Origin of the sequence: Caballeronia sp. ATUFL_F2_KS9A (genome assembly GCF_023630765.1) — a bacterium.
In the GTDB taxonomy this organism is placed as follows: Bacteria; Pseudomonadota; Gammaproteobacteria; order Burkholderiales; family Burkholderiaceae; genus Caballeronia; species Caballeronia zhejiangensis.
This window is the reverse complement of the sequence record NZ_JALQEK010000012.1, coordinates 67,657-88,050: the sequence shown is the minus strand read 5'-3', so window position 1 is coordinate 88,050 and position 20,394 is coordinate 67,657. Positions and strand designations below refer to the sequence as shown.

Sequence of the window (20,394 nt, the reverse complement as noted above, 5' to 3'; positions counted from 1 at the left end):
ACTCAGAGCACCGTTCGGACGTGCCAAAGCTCCGGGAACAGCACGACATCGAGCATCTTGCGCAGATACGACGCGCCCGCCGTGCCGCCCGTGCCGCCCTTGAAACCGATGATGCGCTCCACCGTCGTCACATGCCGGAAGCGCCATTGCCGGAACGCGTCTTCGAGATCGACGAGTTCCTCGGCCATCTCGTACAAATCCCAGTGTTGCGACGGATCGCGATACACCGCGAGCCACGCCGCTTCGACAGACGGATCGTGCGTCGTCGGCTGCGTCCAGTCGCGGTTCAGGCGCGCCGGATCGATCGCGAAGCCGCGTCGCGCGAGCAGGCGAATCACTTCGTCATAGAAAGAGGGCGCCTCGAGCGTTTCGCGGACCTGCGCGAGAATCTCCGGCCGATGCGCGTGCGGCTTCAGCATCTGCTCGTTCTTGTTGCCGAGCATGAACTCGATCTGCCGATATTGATGCGACTGAAAGCCCGACGACTGTCCGAGATACGGGCGCATCGCGGTGTATTCGGAGGGCGTCATCGTCGCGAGGACGTTCCACGCCTGCACCAGCTGCTCGAAGATGCGCGACACGCGCGCGAGCATTTTGAACGCGGGCGGCAATTCATCGCGATGCACCGCCGCGAGCGCCGCGCGCAGTTCGTATAGCGCGAGCTTCATCCACAGCTCGCTCGTCTGATGCTGCACGATGAACAGCATCTCGTTGTGATCCGGCGAGAGCGGACGCTGCGCGTTGAGGATCGAATCGAGGCCGAGGTAATCGCCGTAGCTCATCGAATCGGAGAAATCGAGCTTGGCGTCGTGCCAGCCTTTTTCTTGCGTCGCGTTCTGCGCGCCGTGGCCGAAAGGGCAGCCTTGTGTAGTGCTCATGTCGACGTTCCTCTCAAGTCACCGATGCGCGCTCGGCGAACTCGGGCGCGCGCCAGCTTTCGGTCGCGAGCACGTCGCGCAGGATTTCGACGGCGTCCCATACATCGACGAAACGTGTGTAGAGCGGCGTGAAGCCGAAGCGCAAGATGCGCGGTTCGCGATAATCGCCGATCACGCCGCGCGCGATCAGCGCCTGCATCACTTCATAGCCGTTCGGATGCTCGAAGCTCGCCTGCGAGCCGCGTTGCGCGTGATCGCGCGGCGTCGCGAGCGACAGCGGAAAGTCGCCGCAACGTTCCTCGACGAGCTTGATAAACAAGTCCGAAAGCGCCAGCGATTTGCGACGCAGAGCCTGCATGTCGGTTTGCAGGAAAACATCGAGCCCGCATTCGACGAGCGACATGGACACGATCGGCTGCGTGCCGCAAAGAAAACGGCCGATGCCGTCGTCCGGCCGATACACCGGGTTCATTTCGAACGGCTTCTTGTGCCCCCACCAGCCGGAAAGCGGCTGCGAAAACGCGTTCTGATGGCGCTTCGGCACCCAGACGAACGCGGGCGAACCCGGCCCGCCGTTCAAATACTTGTACGTGCAGCCAACGGCGTAATCCGCGCCCACACCGTTCAGATCGACCGGCACCGCGCCCGCCGAATGCGCGAGATCCCAGACCGCGAGCGCGCCCGCGCGATGAATCGTCTGCGTGAGCGCGGCCATGTCGTGCATGTAGCCGGTGCGATAGTTGACGTGCGTAATCATCGCGATGGCGGTGTTTTCGTCGATGGCCGTCGGCAATTCGGAAGGGTCATCGACGAGACGCAGCTCGTAGCCGCGATCCAGTTGCTCGATCAAGCCCTGCGCGATGTACAGATCGGTCGGAAAGTTCGAACGTTCGGAGACGATCACGCGCCGCTTCGGATCGCGCTCGTTCGCGAGCTTGAGCGCGGCCGACAGGACCTTGAAAAGATTCGCCGAAATCGTATCGGTGACGACGACTTCGTCCTCGCCCGCGCCGATCAGCGGCGCCAGCTTGTTGCCGAGGCGCTTGGGCAGCGCGAACCAGCCGGCCGTGTTCCAGCTGCGGATCAGGCCTTCGCCCCATTCGGCGCCGATCACATCGGCGGCGCGCGCGGCGGCGGCCTTGGGCGGCACGCCGAGCGAGTTGCCGTCGAGATAGATCACGCCGTCGGCGAGCGCGAACTGGTCGCGCAGCGCGCCGAGCGGATCGTCGCGGTCGAGCGCCGCGGCTTCGTCACGATGTTTCATCGAAAAGTCCATAAATTTGAAGATCATCAGGAAAGCGGACGCAGGACGGCGCGAACGGGACTCGCGTCGAGCGTCGAGAATTTGAGCGGCAGGGCGATCAGTTCAAAATCGCCGGGCGCGGCGGCATCGAGCACGAGGCCTTCGAGAATCGCCATGCCGTGCGCGCGGATGCGCTTGTGGGCATCCATCGTCTTCGAGTCTTGCGGATCGAGCGACGGCGTATCGATGCCGATGAGTTTCACGCCTTTTTCTGCCAGCAAGTCGATGGTTTCGGGCGCGACGGCGGCGAACGCGCTGTCCCACGCGTCGAGCGGCGCGTTCGTGTAGGTGCGCAACAAAACGCGCGGCGGACAGTCGGCGAGATGCGCGGCGACGTGCTCGGGCGTCACGAGCGGCGACGCGCCGATGCAGTGCACGACGCGGCACGCACCGATGTACGTGTCGAGCGCGACTTCGCCGATCGGCGCGCCGTGTTCGTCGTAGTGAAGCGGGGCATCGGCATGAGAGCCGGTGTGCGGCGAAAGCGTAAGCCGCGCGACGTTGACGGGCGAGCCCGCCTCCATGCGCCACACGCGCTCGATGCCGACCGGCGTATCGCCCGGCCAGACGGGCGTGGCGGGATTGATCGGTGGAGAAATGTCCAGAAGCGTCATGACGCGCCCTAGCAGAAAGCGTGGAGATGCGTCAAATCATAGTCGTGTCATCTCGAAAAGTGCTTGCGAAATAACCACCCAAAACTGTCGCGCTTAGAACATAATTCGATGAAACGGGCTAGGGGACTCAAAAATGACCGGATTCACGCTCGATGCAACGGATTGCCGAATTCTGGCGGTACTGCAGGAAGATGGACGGATCAGTAACCTGGACCTGGCGGAGCGCATCTCGCTCTCGCCGTCGGCGTGTCTGCGCCGAATGCGGCTGCTGGAAGAGGAAGGGGTGATCGCGAGCTATCGCGCGTGCCTCGACCGCGAGCGGCTTGGCATCGAACTGGAGGCGTTCGTCCACGTTTCGATGCGCAATGACCAGGAAAATTGGCACGAGAAGTTCGCCGCGGCTGTGCGCGAATGGCCCGAAGTGGTCGGCGCGTTCGTCGTCACGGGCGACACGCATTACGTGCTGCGCGTGCTTGCGCATAACCTCAAACACTACTCCGACTTCATTCTCTCGAAGCTCTACAAGGCGCCTGGCGTGATCGACATTCGCTCGAACATCGTGTTGCAGACGATGAAGGACGACGCGGGCGTGCCGGTCGCGCTGATCGAGCAGCCGGGGCGCGGCCACACGGCGTAAGTTATTCGAGCGGTCCGAGCGTGTGAAAAGCGCCCGCCTGGAAGACGAGCGGCGCGACGTCGCTTGCGTCTTCGCGCACGCCGCATCGCTCCACTTCGCCGACGAAGATCACGTGATCGCCTTCGTCGTAGCGGCTGCGATTGTGGCATTCGAACCACGCGAGCGCGCCGTCGAGCACGGGCATGCCGGTATCGCCGGCGGCGTGCGAGACGCCCGCGAAGCGGTCGCCCTTGACGGTCGCGAAGCGCTTGCACAGGTCGATCTGCGACGCCGCGAGCACATTCACCACGTAGTGGCTATTGGCGCGGAACACCGGCATCGACGCCGATTTCGTCGCGAGACTCCACAGCACGAGCGGCGGATTCAGCGACACCGAGTTGAACGAACTCGCGGTGATGCCGATCAACTGGCCGGATTCGGTGCGCGTCGTGATGACCGTGACGCCGGTCGCAAACTGGCCGAGCGCGGCGCGAAACGCGGTCGGATCGAAATTCGGGGTTTTGGCGCGTGTCATTCGGCAGATCGGCAGGCAAATGGGCGGTCGAGTGTGTCGTGTGCTACCGAGCCGGCCGCGCGTCGCGCTTCAGTCGGAAGAACCTTTTCAGAAGCCATGTAAAAGCTGGAGATTTGTGTCGATTCTATCGGAATCGGCTGCCGCCGGCCGTCGAATGACCGTACTGCGGCAGCAAGTTCTCTGCCGCACGAGGGCTTTCTGCGCGGCGTGCGCAAACCCAGTAAGCTCGATTCATCGCGCCCGGGCGATTGAATAACCGGACGGACGCATCCATATGCATGATCCGCGGCGTGGCCGCATGCACTTGATGAGGAGCTTGCCTTATGACTCAACCCGGACTTGAGACCGCGACACTCGGCGGCGGATGTTTCTGGTGCACCGAAGCCGTGTTTCTCGCGGTGCAGGGCGTGGAGTCGGTCGAATCGGGCTATGCGGGCGGCAAGGTGGTGAATCCGTCGTACGAGCAGGTTTGCAGCGGCGACACCGGTCACGCGGAAGTGGTGAAGGTCGTGTTCGATCCGTCGGTCATCACGTATCGCGAAGTGCTCGAGATCTTCTTCGCGACGCACGATCCGACGCAGCTCAACCGACAAGGCAACGATGTGGGCACGCAGTATCGCTCGGCCGTTTTCACGCATTCGGACGAACAGCGCAAGACGGCGCTCGAAGTCATCGACGAGTTGCAGCGCGAGGATGTCTACGGCGGCAAGATCGTCACGCAAGTCGTGCCGCTCGACGACGATTACTATCCGGCCGAGGCGTATCACCAAAACTACTTCGCGCAGCATCCGAATCAGGGATATTGCGCGGCGGTCGTCGGGCCGAAGATCGCGAAGTTTCGCAAGAAGTTCGTGCATCGCCTGAAGGCGTGATGCGCGTCTAGCCGCTAGTCGATCCGCGCGCGCTCGCATGCCTGCGCGATGCCGCGCGCGAGTTCGAAGCAGGTCAGCGGCGCGGAGCCTTCCGCCTTGTTGTTCGCCGCGATCACGACCGGCTGGCCCGCGATCGCATATCGCGCGGCCAGTTCGGCGAGCGCTTGGCGCGTGTCGAGGTCTTCGTCGACGATCTTGTCGAACGGCTCGTACTTCGCTTTCGCCTGCTCGTATTTGAAGCCGCTGTGCAGACTCCAGCGCACGATGAGCGGTCCCATTTTTTCTTCATCGAGCAGCGCGAGCGCTTTCGCCTGACGGCGCACGTCCGGCATGCGCGCATGAACGCCGATGCAATACCGCACGTTCGCGTCACGCAATGCGCGGATAAAGCGCGGCGTGAGCATCGCGGCGTCGCGGATCTCGACGGCGTAGCACGCGTCGCCTTCGAGCGGCGGCAGCGCTTGCAGAAACGCCGACAGCCGTTCGATGAAGCGCGCCGGCTCGACGATCATCGCGTCGGGCAGCGGCGAGAACTGGAACACGAGCGCGCCCGCTTTTTCGCCGAGACCGCCGATGCACGGCGTCACGAACTCGTCGATGGCGATCTGCGCATTCAGGAACGCGGGATTTTCCGCGTCCGGCGTGCCGCGCTCGCCGCGGATGAAGGCATCGGTGACGGATGCGGGCGCTTTCACGATGAAGCGGAAATGCGCGGGCACTTGCGACGCGTGACACGCGTAATCGGCGAGCGACAGCGGCGCGTAAAACGACCGGTCGATGGAGACGCTCTTCAGGAGCGGATGCGCGCCATAAGCGGTGAGGCCGTCGCGGGAGAGTTTGGTGTTCGAGTAGTCATCGCCATAAACGATGCCGCGCCAGCCGGGAAACGACCACGTCGATGTGCCGAGATGGATCGCGTCCGGAAGACGCTTCGCGAGGGCTTCGAGTTCGGGTTGCAAGGGCGCGGGAAGGACGCCGCGCGGTTTGGGTTGTCTCGGCGGTTTGGCTGCTTCGATAGAAGCTGGCGCGGACTCGCCGAAAAGATCCAACGCTTGATCCGTCGTGATGGTGACTTCGTGCTTTCGAGGTTCGGCTTCGTTGTTCACACGGTTGTGAGTGTTCATGAGTGGCAAGCCGAAATTCAGAAGAATCGATGCGACTTGAGCGACGATGCGCGAAAGAAGTCGCAGTGTAGCGGATAGAATATCCGAGTGTCCGGGCAGGGGATCCGGGATGAGACAGGAGTATGAGATGGGAACGCGCCGTATGGGAAAAAGCGGTCGTGGCAGCCTCGAACGAAACCGGTCTGGAAGATTTTCCGGAAAGCTGTCTCTGGTCGATCGAGCAGATCATGGACGGCGAATTCTTGCCCGGATAGTCGAAAAAACAGGCGCGGCACCGGAAAGCGCTGCGCCTGATTCAAGCATCAGCCCCCGTCTCAGAGCGCCTTCTCATAGATATACCGCCGCGACCACGGCAGCGTCGTCGCGCTGCGTCCCGCCTTGCGGCAGATCACCTGATAGATCGACACGTCGTCGTTCTCGAACGCATACGCACAGCCCGCGAGATACACGCGCCAGATGCGGAAATGCTCATCGTCGACGAGCTTCTTCGCTTGCTCCGCGTTGGCCTCGAACCGCTCGGCCCAGATGTCGAGCGTGCGCGCGTAATGCCGCCGCAGGCTTTCGACGTCGATCGCCTCCAGCCCGCCGCGCTGCATGCATTCTAGCGCGAGGCTGATGTGCGGCAGTTCGCCGTCCGGAAACACATACTTGTCGATGAACTCGCCGCCGCCGAGCGATGTCTCGCCGCTGTCGGCATCGGAAGACGTGATGCCGTGGTTCATCGCGACGCCGTCATCGACAAGCAGATCGCGAATCCTCGAGAAGTATTCCGGCAGATTCTTGCGTCCGACGTGCTCGAACATCCCGACGCTCGTGATGCGGTCGAACTGCCCCGGAATATCGCGATAGTCTTGAAGGCGAATTTCGATCCGGTCGGCGAGGCCCGCGGCTTTCACGCGCTCGGTCGCGAGCTTGAACTGATTTTCCGAAAGCGTGACGCCGACGCAATTCGCGCCGAACTTCTGCGCCGCGCGGATCACGAGCGCGCCCCAGCCGCAGCCGATATCGAGCAGGCGCTGGCCCGGCTGCAACTGGATCTTCGTGAGAATGTGGTCGATCTTCTTCAACTGCGCGGTGTCGATGTCTTCGTCGCCATTCTCGAAGTAGGCGCAGGAATACACCATGTTCTTGTCGAGCCAGAGCTGATAAAACTCGTTCGACACATCGTAGTGGTACTGAATGGCTTTCTTGTCCGACGTCTTCGAGTGATTGAAGTAGCGTCGCACGCGGGCGAGCTTGCTCGCGCTCGTCACCGTGCTTTTCGCGAGCGAGTAGCCGATGTTGATGATGTCGGACAGCTTGCCTTCGATGTCGATCTTGCCCTTCACGTAGGCTTCGCCGAGATTGTCGAGACTCGGTTCGAGCAGATAGGGCAGCGCGGTCGCGCTCTTTACGTGCAACGTCACCTGAGGCGCGGCGAACTGGCCGAAATCGTGCTGCTGGCCATCCCATAGCACGAGACGCGCGGGCAAATTGGCCCGCGCGCGCACTTCCTCAACCCACTGCGTCAGCTTCTTCTCCCAGAACATGCTTGTTTCTCCGCGCTAAAGAAAATCAAGGTGAAGGCTCGCGCCTTCATGTTCGTTGCCGTTGCGATCTCGGTTGCTGCCAATGCCCGCGTTTTATTGACTTACGGCGCGAGTCTCATGATTTGCCACGGATCGCCGGCGCCGTCCCGCGTGTACACGATGCGGTCGTGCAGGCGCGATGGGCGTCCCTGCCAGAATTCGACGGTGTCCGGCACGAGGCGATATCCGCCCCAGTGCGGCGGGCGCGGCGGCGCGTCGCCGTACTTCGCGATCATCTCGCGCTCGCGCGCTTCCAGCGCCTCGCGGCTTTCGAGCGGCTGACTCTGATCCGATGCCCACGCGCCGATGCGCGAGCCGAGCGGACGCGACGCGTAATACACATCGCTCTCCTCATCGCTCGTCTTTTCGACGCGGCCCTCGATGCGCACCTGACGCTCGAGCTCGATCCAGTGGAACAGCAGGCTCGCGGCCGGATTCGCGGCGAGTTCGCGGCCCTTGCGGCTATCGTAATTGGTAAAAAAAACAAATCCGCGTTCGTCGACGCCCTTAATGAGCACGATGCGCGCGGACGGACGGCCTTGGCCATCGACGGTCGCAAGCGTCATCGCATTCGGTTCGGGCAGCTTCGCATCGAGCGCCTGGGCGAACCAGGTTTGAAACTGGCTTATCGGATTCGGGTCGACGTCGGATACATCGAGCGCGCCGCGCGAATAGTTTTTGCGAAGGTCTGCGAGGGTCGTCATTTTTTATGCAAGCGCTACAGTCGCGTCAGTATAGCCAAGGTGAAACGATCTTGCCCTGATTACCCATGCCCGCACCGCGTGCCGGGAGCGCGGCAGTCGCGGCTATCACGTTCATGGTTTCGATAAGGCAGAATACGCAATTCGACCGCATTTTGCATGATCGAACTACCACGTTCGCGAACTCGATAGCCGTCTGTAAGCGTTGCTTGACGCCGCACAACGTGCGGTGCATTTCGGCAGCTTTTAGTTTGCTTTCAATGCATCCGATTTCATCCATCCGCACGACATGAACGCTTCATCCGAAACCACTGCGACGCCCAGCGTCCACGAACTCGCCGATCGCGACCGGCGCTTCGGCGGCATCGCGCGCCTCTACGGCGCGCCCGCGCTCGCCGCGTTCGAGCGGGCGCATGTCGCGGTGATCGGCATCGGCGGCGTGGGTTCGTGGGTTGCCGAGGCGCTTGCGCGCAGTGCTGTCGGCCGGCTTACGCTGATCGATCTCGATAACGTCGCCGAAAGCAATACGAATCGTCAGGTTCACGCGCTCGACGGCAACTACGGCAAGGCGAAAGTCACGGCGATGGCCGAGCGCATCAAACTGATCGATCCGGCGTGCGACGTGCGGCAGATCGAAGACTTCGTGGAGCCGGGCAATTTCGATGAAACGCTCGGCGGCGGTTTCGACTATGTGATCGACGCGATCGACAGCGTGCGTACGAAAACCGCGCTCATCGCGTGGTGCGTGGCGCGCAAGCAGGCGCTCATCACGGTCGGCGGCGCGGGCGGGCAGCTCGATCCGACGCGCATTCGCATCGACGATCTCGCGCTCACGATTCAGGATCCGCTGCTCTCGAAAGTGCGCGGCCAGTTGCGCAAGCTGCACGGTTTTCCGCGCGGACCGAAGGCGCGATTCAAGGTCAGCGCGGTGTATTCGGACGAGCCGCTGATCTATCCCGAAGCGCCCGCGTGCGACATCAGCGAAGGCGCCGAACATCTCGAAACCGGCGCGAATTACGCGGGGCCCGTCGGGCTGAATTGCGCGGGCTTCGGTTCGAGCGTGTGCGTGACGGCGAGCTTCGGCTTCGCGGCGGCCGCGCATGTCTTGCGGGAATTGGCGAAGCGCGCCGCGTGAAAGGAAAATGGCCAGCTTCGATAGCTGGCCATTTTTTCATCCAAAGCCGGCGATCGATCGACGATCAGTTGATCGCCGCGCTTAACTTGCGCCGCCACTGCGAAACGAGATCCGGCTGATTCGCGGCGAGTTCGAACACCGACAGCATCGTCTTGCGGCCGACGTCGTCCATGAAGGCGCGGTCGCGCACGACGATCGCAAGCAGATGTTCGAGCGCGCCAGCGTAATCGCGGCCCGCGATCAGCCGATTGGCCAGGGCGAAGCGCGCATCAAGATCGTCGGGGTTCGCGTTCACGGCGTCGATGAGCGCGTCGGCGGGCGGCAGATCGGCGGCTGCATCGGCGGCGTCGAGCTCGGTCTTCAACGCGTTGTAGCGCGCGTCGATGCCTTGCGTCGTCTTCGGCGACAACAGCTTGTCCTCTTCCTTCGCTTCGTCGATGCGGCGTTCCGCGATCAGCCATTCGATCAGATCGAGACGCGCGTCCTCGTAACCGGGATCGAGCGCGAGCGCGGCCTTGATGGTGTCGATCGCGAGCTGGCGATCGCCCGCGGCCCACGCGCTCTGCGCGGCGCGGCGCTCGGCATCGGCGCCGGCGGGCACGAGACGGTCGATGAACTCGCGCAACTGGCCTTCCGGCAGCACGCCGATGAACTGATCGACCGGCCGTCCTTCCGCGAACGCAATGACGTGCGGAATGCTGCGCACCTGGAAATGCGCGGCGAGTTCCTGATTCTCGTCGACGTTCACCTTGACGAGATTCCAGGCGCCCGCCGCTTCGACTTCGAGCTTCTCGAGCATCGGGCCGAGCGTCTTGCACGGGCCGCACCAGGGCGCCCAGAAATCGACGAGCACGGGCGCGAGCATCGACGCGTTGATGACATCTTTCTCGAATGTGGCGAGGGTCGTATCCATGCGTTTTCTCCTAATGCTTTCGGTCGATCCCGATTACGTGGGGACGACACAGCCGGTTCTCAAGCGCGTCAGGCTTCGGGCGCGCGATTCTCGCGGCGCTGCGGCGGCAGCGGAATGAACTCGGTCTCGCCGGGCACGTGGCCCATGCGCTGCTCGCTCCAGGCGATCTTGGCCGCGTCGATCTTCTCGCGCGAACTCGACACGAAATTCCATTCGATGAAGCGCGCGCCGTCGAGCGGCGCGCCGCCGAGCAGCATCGTGACCGCGCCGTTCGCGCTCGTCAGCTTCGCGTCGGCGCCGGGCGCGAGCACGGCCATCTGCTGTTCGGGCAGCGGTTCGCCGTCGATCGACAAATCGCCGCTCACGAGATACACGCCGCGCTCCTCGTGCTCCGTATCGAGCGTGATCGCGCTGCCGGGCGTGAACTGCGCGGCGACATAAAGCGTCGGCGAAAACGTGCGCGTGGGCGCTTTCGCGCCGAACGCCGTGCCCGCGATGATGCGCAGCGTGACGCCGTCGCGCTCGATCTGCGGCAACGCCGCCGCCGCGTGATGCTCGAATGCCGGCTCGATGTCCTCGCTCGCGGCGGGCATCGCGACCCACGTCTGGATGCCGTGCATCGTCTGGCCGGATGCGCGTTCCTCGTCGGGCGTGCGCTCGGAATGGACGATGCCGCGGCCCGCGGTCATCCAGTTGACGTCGCCGGGAACGATCTTCTGCACGGAGCCGACGCTATCGCGATGCATGATCGCGCCGTCGAACAGATACGTGACCGTCGCGAGCCCGATATGCGGATGCGGACGCACGTCGAGGCCGTTTCCGGGCACGAGCGTTGCGGGACCGATATGGTCGAAAAAGATGAAGGGTCCGACGGTGCGCGCCGCGAGGGCGGGCAGCACGCGCCGCACCATGAGGCCGCCGACGTCATGTTGGTGTGGCTTCAGCAATGCGCGGATCGTCGAAGGCATGGCGGGTTCCGGAAGGAAGATCGCGCGCCGTAATGGCGCGTGGATCAGCCGATTCTACCGGCCGATGCCGCGCGGCGCAGGCGTTGCCGCCGAGACTTTCGTTTTTTTGGTGCCGCGTGGGTTCCAGGCACGCGGCTTCGCGCAACTTTCGCAACGTGACAATTTGGATAGGGAGTCGAAATGAGCAAGAACAAGCTTTTGATCGCCATCACCGCTGGCCTTTTCACCGCCACCGCCGCAACGAGCGCGTTCGCGCAGACCTCGTCGGGCAATTCGTCTGCGGCGATGGGCAACGACACCGCCGGCGCCACCACCGATAATTCGGCCGCGACCACGCCGAAGAAGCACAAGACGCACAAGCACACGACGAAATCGACGGCGACCAAGAAGACGCCGGCCGTCGAAACCGGCAACGATGCGGGCACGGAATCCGGCCAGACGAAGTAAGCGCCGCTTCGCATCGCCGCAGCGAAAGCGCTCGCGCCTTTCACGAGGCGCGGGCGCTTTTTGCGTGCATCGTCATGCCGCGCAGGATTTGACAAGCCTGCCGCCGCGCCCTCGGCTACACTTTACGGCTCGCCAACGACGCACACGACACAAGGAAGAGGGCGATGTCGCCAAAGGATTTGCTGATCGCATCGGTGGTCATTCTCGCGTGGGGCGTGAATTTCGTCGTCATCAAGCTGGGACTGCACGGTGTTCCGCCGATGCTGCTCGGCGCGCTGCGCTTCGCGCTCGCCGCCGTGCCCGCGATCTTCGTCAAGCGCCCGCAGATACCGCTGCGCTGGCTCTTCGCCTACGGCCTCACCATTTCTCTCGGGCAGTTCGCGCTGCTTTTCTACGGCATGTACGTGGGCATGCCCGCCGGTCTCGCGTCGCTCGTGCTGCAGGCGCAAGCATTCTTCACGCTCATCTTCGCGTCGATGTTCCTCGGCGAGCGCATCCGCGCGGCGAACGTCGCCGGCCTGCTGATCGCGGCGGCGGGGCTTGCGCTCATCGGCATGCGCGGCGGTCACGCGATGACCGTCACCGGCTTTCTCTTCACGCTCGCCGCCGCCGCGATGTGGGCGCTCGGCAATATCGTGACGAAGCGCATGGGCAAGGTCGATCTGCTCTCGCTCGTGGTGTGGGGCAGCCTGATTCCGCCGCTGCCGTTCCTCGCGCTCTCGCTCATCTTCGAAGGCCCGGCGCGCATCGAATCCAGTCTCGCGACGATTCCGCTCATCTCGATCTTCGCGATTCTCTATCTTTCGTTCATCGCGACGATCGTCGGCTATAGCTTGTGGGGAAAGTTGCTCGCGCGCTATCCGGCGGGAAGCGTCGCGCCGTTCTCGCTGCTCGTCCCGGTGATCGGGCTGGCGTCGGCGGCGCTGTTTCTCGGCGAGGGTTTGAATTCGGCGCAGGTGGCGGGCGCGGCGCTCGTGATGGCGGGACTCGTGGTGAACGTATTCGGCGCGCGGCTCGTTCAGCGCATTCTGCCGGCGCGCTGAACGAAACCCGGCCGGATTTTCACGTCATGCGGCTCTTCGCGAGCGGCGGATTCGCCGCGAAGTAGCGCTTGATGCCCTTCATGATCGCGTTGGCCATCTTGTCGCGATAGGCGTCGTCGTTCAGGCGTGTTTCCTCGTCCGGATTGCTGATGAACGCGGTCTCCACGAGAATCGACGGAATGTCCGGCGCCTTCAGCACGGCGAAACCCGCCTGTTCGACCGAACCTTTGTGCAGCTTGTTGATGCCGCCGATTTCGTTCAGCACGAAGCTGCCGTAGCGCATCGAATCGCGGATCTGCGCGGTCGTCGACATATCGAAGAGCGCGCGGTTCACGCTCGCGTCCTGCGACTTCACGTTGATGCCGCCGACCTGATCCGACGAGTTTTCCTTGTTCGCCATCCAGCGCGCAGCCGCGCTCGACGCGCCATGCTCCGACAGCGCGAACACCGACGATCCACGCGCTTCGGGCGACGTGAAGGCATCGGCGTGAATCGACACGAAAAGATCGGCGGAGACGCGCTGCGCCTTTTGCACGCGCACGTTGAGCGGCACGAAGAAGTCGGCGTCGCGGGTCATCATCGCGCGCATGTTGGGCTGGGCGTCGATCTTCGCGCGCAGCTTCTTCGCGATGTCGAGCGCGATGTGCTTCTCGTAGGTGCCCTGGCCGCCGATCGCGCCCGGATCTTCGCCGCCGTGACCGGGATCGATCGCGACGGTGAGCAGCCGCGTCGTGCCGGCGCCTTGCTTGGGCGTGGAGAACGCGTAGGCGTCGTTGTCGTCGTCCTTCTTCGCGATGACGGGCGGCGGCGCCGGCACGCGCGGCTTGACCGCCGGTTTCGGCGGCGTTTCGGCGGGCGTTTCGTTCTGCGCGTACTTTTGGAAGAACTCGTCGGTGGAATCGGGCGTCGTCGGTTTCTGCGCGGTCGCCGGCCCGGAAAGCGTCGCGGGCGGCGGCGCGGACGGATTCGGATTGGCGCGGTCGAGCGCTTCCTGCTTGCGCTCGGTCTGCGCGAGCAGTTCCATCAGCGGATCGGGCGCGACGGCCGGATACAGATCGAACACGAGCCGATATTTGTAGCTGCCGATCGGCCCGAGCGTGAACACCTGCGGCTTCACCGATCCTTTCAGATCGAACACCATGCGCACGACATGCGGCTGATATTGCCCGATGCGCACCGCCTGAATCTGCGGATCGTTCGGCGTGATCTTCGAGACGAGATCGCGCAGCGCCTGATCGAGATCGATGCCGGAGAGATCGACCACGAGCCGGTCCGGCCCCTGCAATAGCTGATTGGCGTTCTGAAGCGGCTGGTCCGATTCGATCGTCACGCGGGTGTAGTCGCGCGCGGGCCACACGCGCACGCCGAGCACGCTGCTCGCATGCGCGAGCTTCGGTCCGACGAGCGCGAGCACGAGCGTCGAAGCGCCTGCGCGCAACACCTGACGGCGACGCCAGTTGTGCGGCGCTTGGGCAGCCGATTCGATCGAATGAAATGGCTTGATCAACATCTTTCGAGACATGACTTTCCTGTTTCGCTAAATGCCCGCGCGGTCAGCACGCGGCCTTCATCGTTCGACGTTCCTTCGTCCGGCAGAGACAGCGCAAACACGAGATCCGGCACGCCGAGCAGGCCGCCCGCCTGTTGCGGCCATTCGACGAGGCACACCGCGCCCGCATCGAAATATTCGCGAAAGCCGGCATCGGCCCATTCGGCCGGATCGGCGAAGCGATAGAGATCGAAGTGATAAACGTCGAGCGGACCGCTTTCGGTGACGAGCGAATACGGCTCGACGAGCGTGTAAGTCGGGCTCTTCACGCGGCCGACGTGGCCGAGCGCGCGCAAGGTCGCGCGCACGAGCGTGGTCTTGCCCGCGCCGAGATCACCGATCAACTGGACTTGCAGACCGTGAAAACGTTCAGACGAAGCGTGCGATATGGACAGACGCGTAGCGTCGATGGCGCGCGCGAAGCGTTCTCCGAAAGCGAGCGTCGCGGCTTCGTCGCGCAGGTCGAAGCGGCGTTCGAGAAGCGCGGCGGATAAGTCTTGCGTCGTTCGTGCGGGGCTTTCGGGCATTCTCGTAAAATGTCGTGATGAACCGATTGCCGGAACATTCCGTTGAAATCACGACAGCGTCCAGCGACGCCGCCGCTGAATCCGATTCAGAGTCTCGCGTCTTCGATCTCGATGAAAACGCGCTGGCAGAACTCGCGCAGCGCATCAAGACATGGGGGCGCGAGTTGGGGTTCGGTGCGGTCGGCATCAGCGATATCGACCTGACGGATGCCGAGAAGGGCCTGACTGATTGGCTCGAAGCAGGCTATCACGGCGAAATGGATTATATGGCCAAACATGGGATGAAACGCGCAAGACCGGCCGAGCTTGTGGCCGGCACGCGACGTGTCATCACCGCGCGCATGGCCTATCTTCCTGCGGAAACGCTCGCGAAAAAGGGCGATGAAAGTGTCGCGACAGCCGACGGTCAGAAGAACGACTGGCGCGCGATCGAATGGTCGCGGCTCGCGAAGCCGTCGCAGGCGATGGTCTCCATCTACGCGCGCGGCCGCGATTATCACAAGGTCATGCGCAATCGCCTGCAGCAGCTGGCGGAGCGCATCGAGCGCGAGATCGGGCCGTTCGGGCATCGCGCGTTCACGGATTCAGCGCCGGTGCTCGAAGTCGCGCTCGCGCAGAAAGCGGGCGCCGGCTGGCGCGGCAAGCATACGTTGCTGCTCGATCGCGACGCCGGATCGCTGTTCTTTCTCGGCGAAATTTTCGTCGATGTCCCGTTGCCCGTCGATCCGCATCCCGAGCACGAAGGCGCGCATTGCGGGCAGTGCACGCGCTGCATCGGCGCGTGTCCGACGGGCGCGATCGTGGCGCCGTATCGCGTCGACGCGCGGCGCTGCATCTCGTATCTGACGATCGAACTGCACGGCAGCATTCCCGAGGAGATGCGTCCGCTGATCGGCAATCGCGTGTATGGATGCGACGATTGTCAGCTCGTCTGTCCGTGGAACAAGTTCGCGCAGGCCGCGCCGGTCGCGGATTTCGACGTGCGCCACGGACTCGATCGCGCGACGCTCGTCGAGCTGTTCGGATGGAGCGCGGCGGATTTCGACACGCGCATGCAGGGCAGCGCGATCCGGCGCATTGGGCATGAGCGCTGGCTGCGCAATATCGCGGTCGCGATGGGCAATGCGTTGCGCGATCCGTCGCTCGATGCGGAAGAACGCGAAGCGATCGCCGATGCATTGCGCGCGCGTGCGGACGATTCCTCGGCGTTGGTGCGCGAACATGTGCTGTGGGCGCTCGAACAAGCGACAAGAACGTGAAGCCATTCGATGCCGTGATCGACGCGCCGTTCGGCAAGGTCGGCATTCGCGCCGATGCGCAATGCGTGCGCGAGATCGTCTATCTGCCGGACGATGTCGGCAGCATTGAGCCTGAAACGCCGCTCGCGAAGGAAGCCGCCGCGCAGATCCGCGCGTATTTTCAGACGCCTTCGATGCGCTTCGACCTGCCGCTCGCGCTTCGCGGCACCGCGTTTCAGCAGCGCGTATGGCGCGGCATCTCGGGCATCGCGGCGGGCCAAGTCTGGACCTATGGCCAGCTCGCGCGCGAGATCGGCAGCGTGCCGCGCGCGGTCGGGCAGGCGTGCGGCTCCAATCCGCTGCCGATCGTGATACCGTGCCACCGGGTAGTGGCCTCGGGCGGGATCGGCGGTTTCGCGCATCATCCCGGCGAAGGTTTTTATCGCAACGTGAAGCGCTGGCTGCTGGCGCATGAAGGTGTATCGATCGCATGACGAGCGCAACGACTGAAGCAATACAAGCACCGGGACTCGTCGCGAGTCAGGACGCGATCGATCTCTTTTGCGATGCGCTCTGGCTCGAACACGGCCTCGCCAAGAACTCGCTCGAAGCGTACCGGCGCGACCTCAAACTCTTCGCGGAATGGCTCGGCAAGACGCGCGGCGCGTCGATCGATGCCGCCGTCGAAGCCGACATGAACGGCTACATGGCCGCGCGCCGCGGCGACAAGGCGACGTCCGCGAACCGGCGTCTGTCGGTCTTTCGGCGCTATTACGCGTGGGCGTTGCGCGAGCATCGCGTGTCCGCCGATCCGACGCTCAAGCTGCGCTCGGCCAAGCAGCCGCCGCGCTTTCCGTCGACGCTCAACGAGTCGCAAGTCGAAGCGCTGCTCGGCGCACCCGACATCGAGACGCCGCTCGGCTTGCGCGACCGCACGATGCTCGAACTGATGTATGCGAGCGGCCTGCGCGTGACCGAGCTCGTCACGCTGAAGACGGTCGAAGTCGGCCTGAACGAAGGCGTCGTGCGCGTGATGGGCAAAGGCTCGAAAGAACGCCTGATTCCGTTCGGCGAAACGGCGCACGACTGGCTCGAACGCTATCTGCGCGATGCGCGTCAGGTGCTGCTCGGCGCGCGCTCCGCCGATGCGCTCTTCGTCACCGCGCGCGGCGAAGGCATGACGCGCCAGCAGTTCTGGAACATCATCAGGCGTCATGCGCTGAACGGCGGCGTGCACGCGCCGCTCTCGCCGCACACGCTGCGGCACGCGTTCGCGACGCATCTGCTCAATCACGGCGCGGACCTGCGCGTCGTGCAATTGCTGCTCGGCCACTCGGACATTTCCACGACGCAGATCTACACGCACGTCGCGCGCGAGCGGCTGCAGAAGCTGCATCGGGAGCATCATCCGCGCGGATAGCGTCATCTGCGAACGATCGTGCCACGGCCGCGTTGCGCTGCATACTCGGCCGAATGGCCGATGGTGAGCGCCACGGCGCGCCGCTACAATGCGTGGCATGTCGAAAGCCAAACACGTGTCCGAAACGCCCGCGACGCAATTCCTGCGTCGTCACAAGGTTGAATTCGGCGAGCATCCTTACGATTACGTCGAGCACGGCGGCACGGAGGAATCCGCGCGTCAGCTCGGCGTGGACGAACATATCGTCGTCAAGACGCTCGTCATGGAAGACGAGCACGCGAAGCCGCTGATCGTCCTCATGCACGGCGATCGCACGGTATCCACGAAGAATCTCGCGCGTCAGATTGGCGCGAAGCGCGTCGAACCGTGCAAGCCCGAAGTGGCGAACCGGCATTCGGGGTTTCTCGTGGGCGGCACGTCGCCGTTCGGCACGAAAAAAGCGATGCCGGTGTACGTCGAATCGAGCATTCTCGAACTCGATCGCATCTATCTGAACGGCGGGCGGCGAGGGTATCTCGTGAGCATCGATCCGAGCGTGCTGACCGAGTTGCTGGGCGCGAAACCCGTGCAGTGCGCGAGCGTCGATTAGAATGCGTTCCGCTCTCGCCATAACCGAAAAGACACCATGATTTTTCTGCTCGTCGCCGTCGCGTCCTATCTGGTCGGATCGATTTCGTTTGCCGTCGTCGTGAGTCACGCGATGGGACTGGCCGATCCGCGCTCGTACGGCTCAGGCAATCCCGGCGCGACGAACGTGCTGCGCACCGGCAACAAGAAGGCTGCGATCCTGACGCTGATCGGCGATGCGTTCAAGGGCTGGCTGCCCGTGTGGATCGTCGCGCACTTCGGCGCGAGCTTCGGCTGGGATCAAACGGGCATCAACACGGCGACGGCGCTCGCGGCCATCGCCGTGTTCCTCGGGCATCTGTACCCGGTTTTCTTCAAGTTCCAGGGCGGCAAGGGCGTCGCGACGGCGGCGGGCGTGCTGCTCGCGATTCATCCGGCGCTCGGTATCGCGACGCTGCTCACGTGGCTCATCATCGCGTTCTTCTTCCGCTATTCGTCGCTCGCGGCGCTCGTCGCGGCCGTGTTCGCACCGTTCTTTCAGGTGTTTCTGTTCGGGCCGAGCCGCATCTCGCTCGCCGTGCTGGCGATGAGCCTGCTGCTCATCTGGCGGCATCGCGCGAATATTTCGAAGCTGCTGGCGGGCAAGGAAAGTCGCATCGGCGAGAAAAAGAAGGTCGCCGAATAATGCAAAAAGCCGTTCCGGCGCGAACCGGAACGGCTTTTTCGTTTCTGAAACAATCAGGAATCAGTCGCGGAAGTTGTTGAAGTCGAGCGGCGTGTCCGTGACTTCCTTCTTGAGCAGCGCGATGGCGCTTTGCAGGTCGTCACGCTTCGCGCCTTGCACGCGCACAGCGTCGCCCTGAATGCTCGCCTGAACCTTGATCTTGCTGTCCTTCACGATCTTGACGATCTTCTTCGCCAGATCGCCCGAGACGCCTTTTTTCACCGTGACGACTTGCTTCAATTTGTCGCCGCCGATTTTTTCCTGCTTGCCGTAGTCGAGGAAACGCACGTCGACGCCGCGCTTGGCCATCTTGTTCAGCAGAACGTCCTTCACCTGGCCGAGCTTGAAGTCGTCGTCGGCGTAGAGCGTGAGTTCGCGCTCCTTCTGCTCGACGCGTGAATCCGAACCCTTGAAGTCGAAGCGCGTCGAGATTTCCTTGTTCGATTGCTCGATCGCGTTCTTCACTTCGATCATGTTTGCTTCGCTGACAACGTCAAACGATGGCATCTGTCTTTCTCCTTCATTGAGGCGACGAGCGCGCCGGGCAGGCGTGGCTCGCGCAATCGCTATAATCACGGACCTGTCGTCATTCTACCGACGCGCTTCGTTCATGTCGCTCCAGCTCCTCTCCGATTTCTCTCTGCTCGCCCACAACACGTTCGGCTTCGACGCGCGCGCGCGTCACGCGATGCGTATCGATTCCGTCGATGCGGCCGCCGCGCTCGCCACCGATGCGCGCATCGCCAACATGCCGCAACTCGTGCTCGGCGGCGGCAGCAATATCGTGCTGACGCGCGATTTCGACGGCGTCGCGCTGATCGTCGGCATTCGCGGCAAACGCGTGATCGGCGAAGACGACGATGCGTGGCTCGTCGAAGCCGGCGCGGGCGAGAACTGGCACGATTTCGTCGCGTGGACGCTCGCGCAGGGCATGCCGGGGCTCGAAAACCTCGCGCTGATTCCCGGCACGGTCGGCGCGGCGCCGATTCAGAACATCGGCGCGTACGGGCTGGAAATGGGCGAGCGCTTCGAGCGGCTGACGGCGGTAGAACTCGCGACCGGCGCACGCGCGGAATTCGATCGCGCCGCGTGCGCCTTCGGTTATCGCGACAGCTTCTTCAAGCGGGCAGGGCGCGGGCGCTTCATGATTACGTCGGTCACGTTCCGGCTGCCGAAAGCGTGGACGCCGCGCGCGGATTACGCCGACGTCGCCCGCGCGCTCGACGGCGCCGCGACGCCGGATGCGCAAGCCATTTTCGATGCGGTCGTCGCCGTGCGCCGCGCCAAGCTGCCCGACTGGACCGCGCTCGGCAACGCGGGCAGCTTCTTCAAGAATCCGGTCGTGAGTGCGCAGGCGTTCGAGGCGCTCAAGCAGCGCGAACCGGGCGTCGTTTCGTACCCGCAAGCCGACGGGCAAGTGAAGCTCGCGGCGGGCTGGCTGATCGACCAGTGCGGATGGAAAGGGCGCGGCATCGGCGGCGCGGCGGTGCACGATCGTCAGGCGCTCGTGCTCGTGAATCGCGGCGGCGCGACGGGCGCGCAGGTGCTGGAACTCGCCGAAGCCATCAGGCGCGACGTGCTGGCACGTTTCAATGTCGAACTGGAGATGGAGCCGGTGCGCGTCTGAAAACGAAAAAACCCGCCGCGGCGGG

At 63.6% G+C, this 20,394-nt stretch carries 24 protein-coding genes; 12 read left to right on the top strand and 12 right to left on the bottom strand.

What is annotated here, in order from left to right:
- Positions 1 to 2: 2 nt before the first annotated feature.
- Genes kynA through kynB form a run of 3 tightly spaced genes read right to left on the bottom strand, consistent with a single transcriptional unit; the run spans position 3 to position 2,795 of the window.
- Complete coding sequence (gene kynA / locus NCS67_RS10440; protein ID WP_008342777.1) at positions 3 to 878, bottom strand: tryptophan 2,3-dioxygenase; 876 nt, start codon at positions 876 to 878, stop codon at positions 3 to 5.
- A 13-nt stretch (positions 879 to 891) separates the two neighbouring features.
- The gene (gene kynU, locus NCS67_RS10435) at positions 892 to 2,142 is read right to left on the bottom strand and encodes a kynureninase (protein WP_250435142.1); all 1,251 of its coding nucleotides are present in this window, start codon (positions 2,140 to 2,142) and stop codon (positions 892 to 894) included.
- Between the two features lie 26 nt (positions 2,143 to 2,168).
- A complete protein-coding gene (kynB, locus tag NCS67_RS10430; RefSeq protein ID WP_034471554.1) occupies positions 2,169 to 2,795 on the bottom strand; it encodes an arylformamidase in 627 nt (208 codons plus the stop codon).
- Between the two features lie 133 nt (positions 2,796 to 2,928).
- Between kynB and NCS67_RS10425 the strand changes: the two genes are divergently transcribed.
- Positions 2,929 to 3,432: an Lrp/AsnC family transcriptional regulator gene (locus NCS67_RS10425; protein WP_008342772.1), complete on the top strand. Its 504-nt coding sequence runs from the start codon at positions 2,929 to 2,931 to the stop codon at positions 3,430 to 3,432.
- 1 nt (position 3,433) lies between these two features.
- Here NCS67_RS10425 and NCS67_RS10420 read toward each other — a convergent pair whose 3' ends face one another.
- Positions 3,434 to 3,946: a flavin reductase family protein gene (locus NCS67_RS10420; RefSeq protein WP_239295111.1), complete on the bottom strand. Its 513-nt coding sequence runs from the start codon at positions 3,944 to 3,946 to the stop codon at positions 3,434 to 3,436.
- 323 nt (positions 3,947 to 4,269) lie between these two features.
- Between NCS67_RS10420 and msrA the strand changes: the two genes are divergently transcribed.
- Complete coding sequence (gene msrA / locus NCS67_RS10415; protein WP_250435140.1) at positions 4,270 to 4,818, top strand: peptide-methionine (S)-S-oxide reductase MsrA; 549 nt, start codon at positions 4,270 to 4,272, stop codon at positions 4,816 to 4,818.
- Between the two features lie 14 nt (positions 4,819 to 4,832).
- Here the strand turns inward: msrA and NCS67_RS10410 are convergent, their stop codons facing one another.
- The gene (locus NCS67_RS10410; RefSeq protein ID WP_250435137.1) at positions 4,833 to 5,942 is read right to left on the bottom strand and encodes a DUF72 domain-containing protein; all 1,110 of its coding nucleotides are present in this window, start codon (positions 5,940 to 5,942) and stop codon (positions 4,833 to 4,835) included.
- A gap of 122 nt (positions 5,943 to 6,064) precedes the next feature.
- Between NCS67_RS10410 and NCS67_RS10405 the strand changes: the two genes are divergently transcribed.
- Positions 6,065 to 6,196, top strand: a complete 132-nt coding sequence (locus tag NCS67_RS10405; protein ID WP_284504067.1) for a DUF29 family protein — start codon at positions 6,065 to 6,067, stop codon at positions 6,194 to 6,196.
- A 60-nt stretch (positions 6,197 to 6,256) separates the two neighbouring features.
- Here the strand turns inward: NCS67_RS10405 and NCS67_RS10400 are convergent, their stop codons facing one another.
- Entirely contained in the window at positions 6,257 to 7,471 is a 1,215-nt protein-coding gene (locus tag NCS67_RS10400) for a class I SAM-dependent methyltransferase (RefSeq protein WP_008342762.1), read from the bottom strand.
- Between the two features lie 101 nt (positions 7,472 to 7,572).
- A complete protein-coding gene (gene pdxH / locus NCS67_RS10395) occupies positions 7,573 to 8,214 on the bottom strand; it encodes a pyridoxamine 5'-phosphate oxidase (protein WP_034471562.1) in 642 nt (213 codons plus the stop codon).
- A 286-nt stretch (positions 8,215 to 8,500) separates the two neighbouring features.
- On the opposite strand from pdxH, the gene NCS67_RS10390 reads away from it, so the two are divergent.
- Positions 8,501 to 9,346, top strand: coding sequence for a tRNA threonylcarbamoyladenosine dehydratase (locus tag NCS67_RS10390; RefSeq protein ID WP_250435133.1), 846 nt, complete (start codon positions 8,501 to 8,503; stop codon positions 9,344 to 9,346).
- A gap of 64 nt (positions 9,347 to 9,410) precedes the next feature.
- On the opposite strand, the gene trxA is transcribed toward NCS67_RS10390, so the two are convergent.
- Positions 9,411 to 10,259 carry a thioredoxin gene (trxA, locus tag NCS67_RS10385; RefSeq protein WP_175980465.1) on the bottom strand — a complete coding sequence of 283 codons (849 nt, stop codon included), beginning with the start codon at positions 10,257 to 10,259 and terminating at the stop codon, positions 9,411 to 9,413.
- 68 nt (positions 10,260 to 10,327) lie between these two features.
- Complete coding sequence (locus NCS67_RS10380) at positions 10,328 to 11,227, bottom strand: pirin family protein (protein WP_239295106.1); 900 nt, start codon at positions 11,225 to 11,227, stop codon at positions 10,328 to 10,330.
- 180 nt (positions 11,228 to 11,407) lie between these two features.
- Here NCS67_RS10380 and NCS67_RS10375 point away from each other — a divergent pair, with 180 nt between their 5' ends.
- Together NCS67_RS10375 and NCS67_RS10370 are read left to right on the top strand one after the other, a co-directional pair.
- Entirely contained in the window at positions 11,408 to 11,674 is a 267-nt protein-coding gene (locus NCS67_RS10375; protein WP_250435132.1) for a hypothetical protein, read from the top strand.
- Between the two features lie 164 nt (positions 11,675 to 11,838).
- The gene (locus tag NCS67_RS10370; RefSeq protein ID WP_239295105.1) at positions 11,839 to 12,717 is read left to right on the top strand and encodes an EamA family transporter; all 879 of its coding nucleotides are present in this window, start codon (positions 11,839 to 11,841) and stop codon (positions 12,715 to 12,717) included.
- Between the two features lie 19 nt (positions 12,718 to 12,736).
- Here the strand turns inward: NCS67_RS10370 and NCS67_RS10365 are convergent, their stop codons facing one another.
- Together NCS67_RS10365 and tsaE are read right to left on the bottom strand one after the other, a co-directional pair.
- A complete protein-coding gene (locus tag NCS67_RS10365) occupies positions 12,737 to 14,239 on the bottom strand; it encodes an N-acetylmuramoyl-L-alanine amidase (RefSeq protein ID WP_175980461.1) in 1,503 nt (500 codons plus the stop codon).
- Entirely contained in the window at positions 14,221 to 14,793 is a 573-nt protein-coding gene (tsaE, locus tag NCS67_RS10360) for a tRNA (adenosine(37)-N6)-threonylcarbamoyltransferase complex ATPase subunit type 1 TsaE (RefSeq protein ID WP_250435130.1), read from the bottom strand. Before tsaE ends, NCS67_RS10365 begins: the two co-directional genes overlap by 19 nt.
- A 17-nt stretch (positions 14,794 to 14,810) precedes the next feature.
- On the opposite strand from tsaE, the gene queG reads away from it, so the two are divergent.
- The 5 genes from queG (at position 14,811) to plsY (ending at position 18,703) form a co-directional block, all read left to right on the top strand.
- Positions 14,811 to 16,052 (top strand): tRNA epoxyqueuosine(34) reductase QueG, encoded by a 1,242-nt coding sequence (gene queG, locus NCS67_RS10355; protein ID WP_250435128.1) that lies wholly within the window; start codon positions 14,811 to 14,813, stop codon positions 16,050 to 16,052.
- Positions 16,049 to 16,525 (top strand): methylated-DNA--[protein]-cysteine S-methyltransferase, encoded by a 477-nt coding sequence (locus NCS67_RS10350; protein WP_034471573.1) that lies wholly within the window; start codon positions 16,049 to 16,051, stop codon positions 16,523 to 16,525. Before queG ends, NCS67_RS10350 begins: the two co-directional genes overlap by 4 nt.
- Positions 16,522 to 17,451: a site-specific tyrosine recombinase XerD gene (gene xerD, locus NCS67_RS10345; protein ID WP_250435126.1), complete on the top strand. Its 930-nt coding sequence runs from the start codon at positions 16,522 to 16,524 to the stop codon at positions 17,449 to 17,451. Before NCS67_RS10350 ends, xerD begins: the two co-directional genes overlap by 4 nt.
- Before the next feature lie 97 nt (positions 17,452 to 17,548).
- Positions 17,549 to 18,040: a Cys-tRNA(Pro) deacylase gene (gene ybaK, locus NCS67_RS10340; RefSeq protein WP_239295102.1), complete on the top strand. Its 492-nt coding sequence runs from the start codon at positions 17,549 to 17,551 to the stop codon at positions 18,038 to 18,040.
- Positions 18,041 to 18,076: 36 nt separating this feature from the next.
- Positions 18,077 to 18,703 (top strand): glycerol-3-phosphate 1-O-acyltransferase PlsY, encoded by a 627-nt coding sequence (gene plsY, locus NCS67_RS10335; RefSeq protein ID WP_250435124.1) that lies wholly within the window; start codon positions 18,077 to 18,079, stop codon positions 18,701 to 18,703.
- 60 nt (positions 18,704 to 18,763) lie between these two features.
- On the opposite strand, the gene NCS67_RS10330 is transcribed toward plsY, so the two are convergent.
- Positions 18,764 to 19,249 (bottom strand): YajQ family cyclic di-GMP-binding protein, encoded by a 486-nt coding sequence (locus NCS67_RS10330; protein ID WP_008342740.1) that lies wholly within the window; start codon positions 19,247 to 19,249, stop codon positions 18,764 to 18,766.
- Between the two features lie 103 nt (positions 19,250 to 19,352).
- On the opposite strand from NCS67_RS10330, the gene murB reads away from it, so the two are divergent.
- Entirely contained in the window at positions 19,353 to 20,369 is a 1,017-nt protein-coding gene (gene murB / locus NCS67_RS10325) for a UDP-N-acetylmuramate dehydrogenase (protein WP_250435121.1), read from the top strand.
- The last annotated feature ends 25 nt before the right edge of the window (positions 20,370 to 20,394 follow it).

What these genes read in the sequence shown, in the direction of transcription:
- murB (WP_250435121.1), top strand. Translation starts at nt 19,353, where the DNA reads ATGTCGCTCCAGCTCCTCTCCGATTTCTCTCTGCTCGCCCACAACACG.
- kynU (WP_250435142.1), bottom strand. Translation starts at nt 2,142, where the DNA reads ATGAAACATCGTGACGAAGCCGCGGCGCTCGACCGCGACGATCCGCTC.
- NCS67_RS10390 (WP_250435133.1), top strand. Translation starts at nt 8,501, where the DNA reads ATGAACGCTTCATCCGAAACCACTGCGACGCCCAGCGTCCACGAACTC.
- pdxH (WP_034471562.1), bottom strand. Translation starts at nt 8,214, where the DNA reads ATGACGACCCTCGCAGACCTTCGCAAAAACTATTCGCGCGGCGCGCTC.
- NCS67_RS10405 (WP_284504067.1), top strand. Translation starts at nt 6,065, where the DNA reads ATGAGATGGGAACGCGCCGTATGGGAAAAAGCGGTCGTGGCAGCCTCG.
- queG (WP_250435128.1), top strand. Translation starts at nt 14,811, where the DNA reads ATGAACCGATTGCCGGAACATTCCGTTGAAATCACGACAGCGTCCAGC.
- NCS67_RS10410 (WP_250435137.1), bottom strand. Translation starts at nt 5,942, where the DNA reads ATGAACACTCACAACCGTGTGAACAACGAAGCCGAACCTCGAAAGCAC.
- NCS67_RS10365 (WP_175980461.1), bottom strand. Translation starts at nt 14,239, where the DNA reads ATGTCTCGAAAGATGTTGATCAAGCCATTTCATTCGATCGAATCGGCT.
- tsaE (WP_250435130.1), bottom strand. Translation starts at nt 14,793, where the DNA reads ATGCCCGAAAGCCCCGCACGAACGACGCAAGACTTATCCGCCGCGCTT.
- NCS67_RS10375 (WP_250435132.1), top strand. Translation starts at nt 11,408, where the DNA reads ATGAGCAAGAACAAGCTTTTGATCGCCATCACCGCTGGCCTTTTCACC.
- NCS67_RS10330 (WP_008342740.1), bottom strand. Translation starts at nt 19,249, where the DNA reads ATGCCATCGTTTGACGTTGTCAGCGAAGCAAACATGATCGAAGTGAAG.
- kynA (WP_008342777.1), bottom strand. Translation starts at nt 878, where the DNA reads ATGAGCACTACACAAGGCTGCCCTTTCGGCCACGGCGCGCAGAACGCG.
- NCS67_RS10370 (WP_239295105.1), top strand. Translation starts at nt 11,839, where the DNA reads ATGTCGCCAAAGGATTTGCTGATCGCATCGGTGGTCATTCTCGCGTGG.
- plsY (WP_250435124.1), top strand. Translation starts at nt 18,077, where the DNA reads ATGATTTTTCTGCTCGTCGCCGTCGCGTCCTATCTGGTCGGATCGATT.
- NCS67_RS10400 (WP_008342762.1), bottom strand. Translation starts at nt 7,471, where the DNA reads ATGTTCTGGGAGAAGAAGCTGACGCAGTGGGTTGAGGAAGTGCGCGCG.
- kynB (WP_034471554.1), bottom strand. Translation starts at nt 2,795, where the DNA reads ATGACGCTTCTGGACATTTCTCCACCGATCAATCCCGCCACGCCCGTC.
- xerD (WP_250435126.1), top strand. Translation starts at nt 16,522, where the DNA reads ATGACGAGCGCAACGACTGAAGCAATACAAGCACCGGGACTCGTCGCG.
- ybaK (WP_239295102.1), top strand. Translation starts at nt 17,549, where the DNA reads ATGTCGAAAGCCAAACACGTGTCCGAAACGCCCGCGACGCAATTCCTG.
- msrA (WP_250435140.1), top strand. Translation starts at nt 4,270, where the DNA reads ATGACTCAACCCGGACTTGAGACCGCGACACTCGGCGGCGGATGTTTC.
- NCS67_RS10380 (WP_239295106.1), bottom strand. Translation starts at nt 11,227, where the DNA reads ATGCCTTCGACGATCCGCGCATTGCTGAAGCCACACCAACATGACGTC.
- NCS67_RS10425 (WP_008342772.1), top strand. Translation starts at nt 2,929, where the DNA reads ATGACCGGATTCACGCTCGATGCAACGGATTGCCGAATTCTGGCGGTA.
- NCS67_RS10420 (WP_239295111.1), bottom strand. Translation starts at nt 3,946, where the DNA reads ATGACACGCGCCAAAACCCCGAATTTCGATCCGACCGCGTTTCGCGCC.
- trxA (WP_175980465.1), bottom strand. Translation starts at nt 10,259, where the DNA reads ATGGATACGACCCTCGCCACATTCGAGAAAGATGTCATCAACGCGTCG.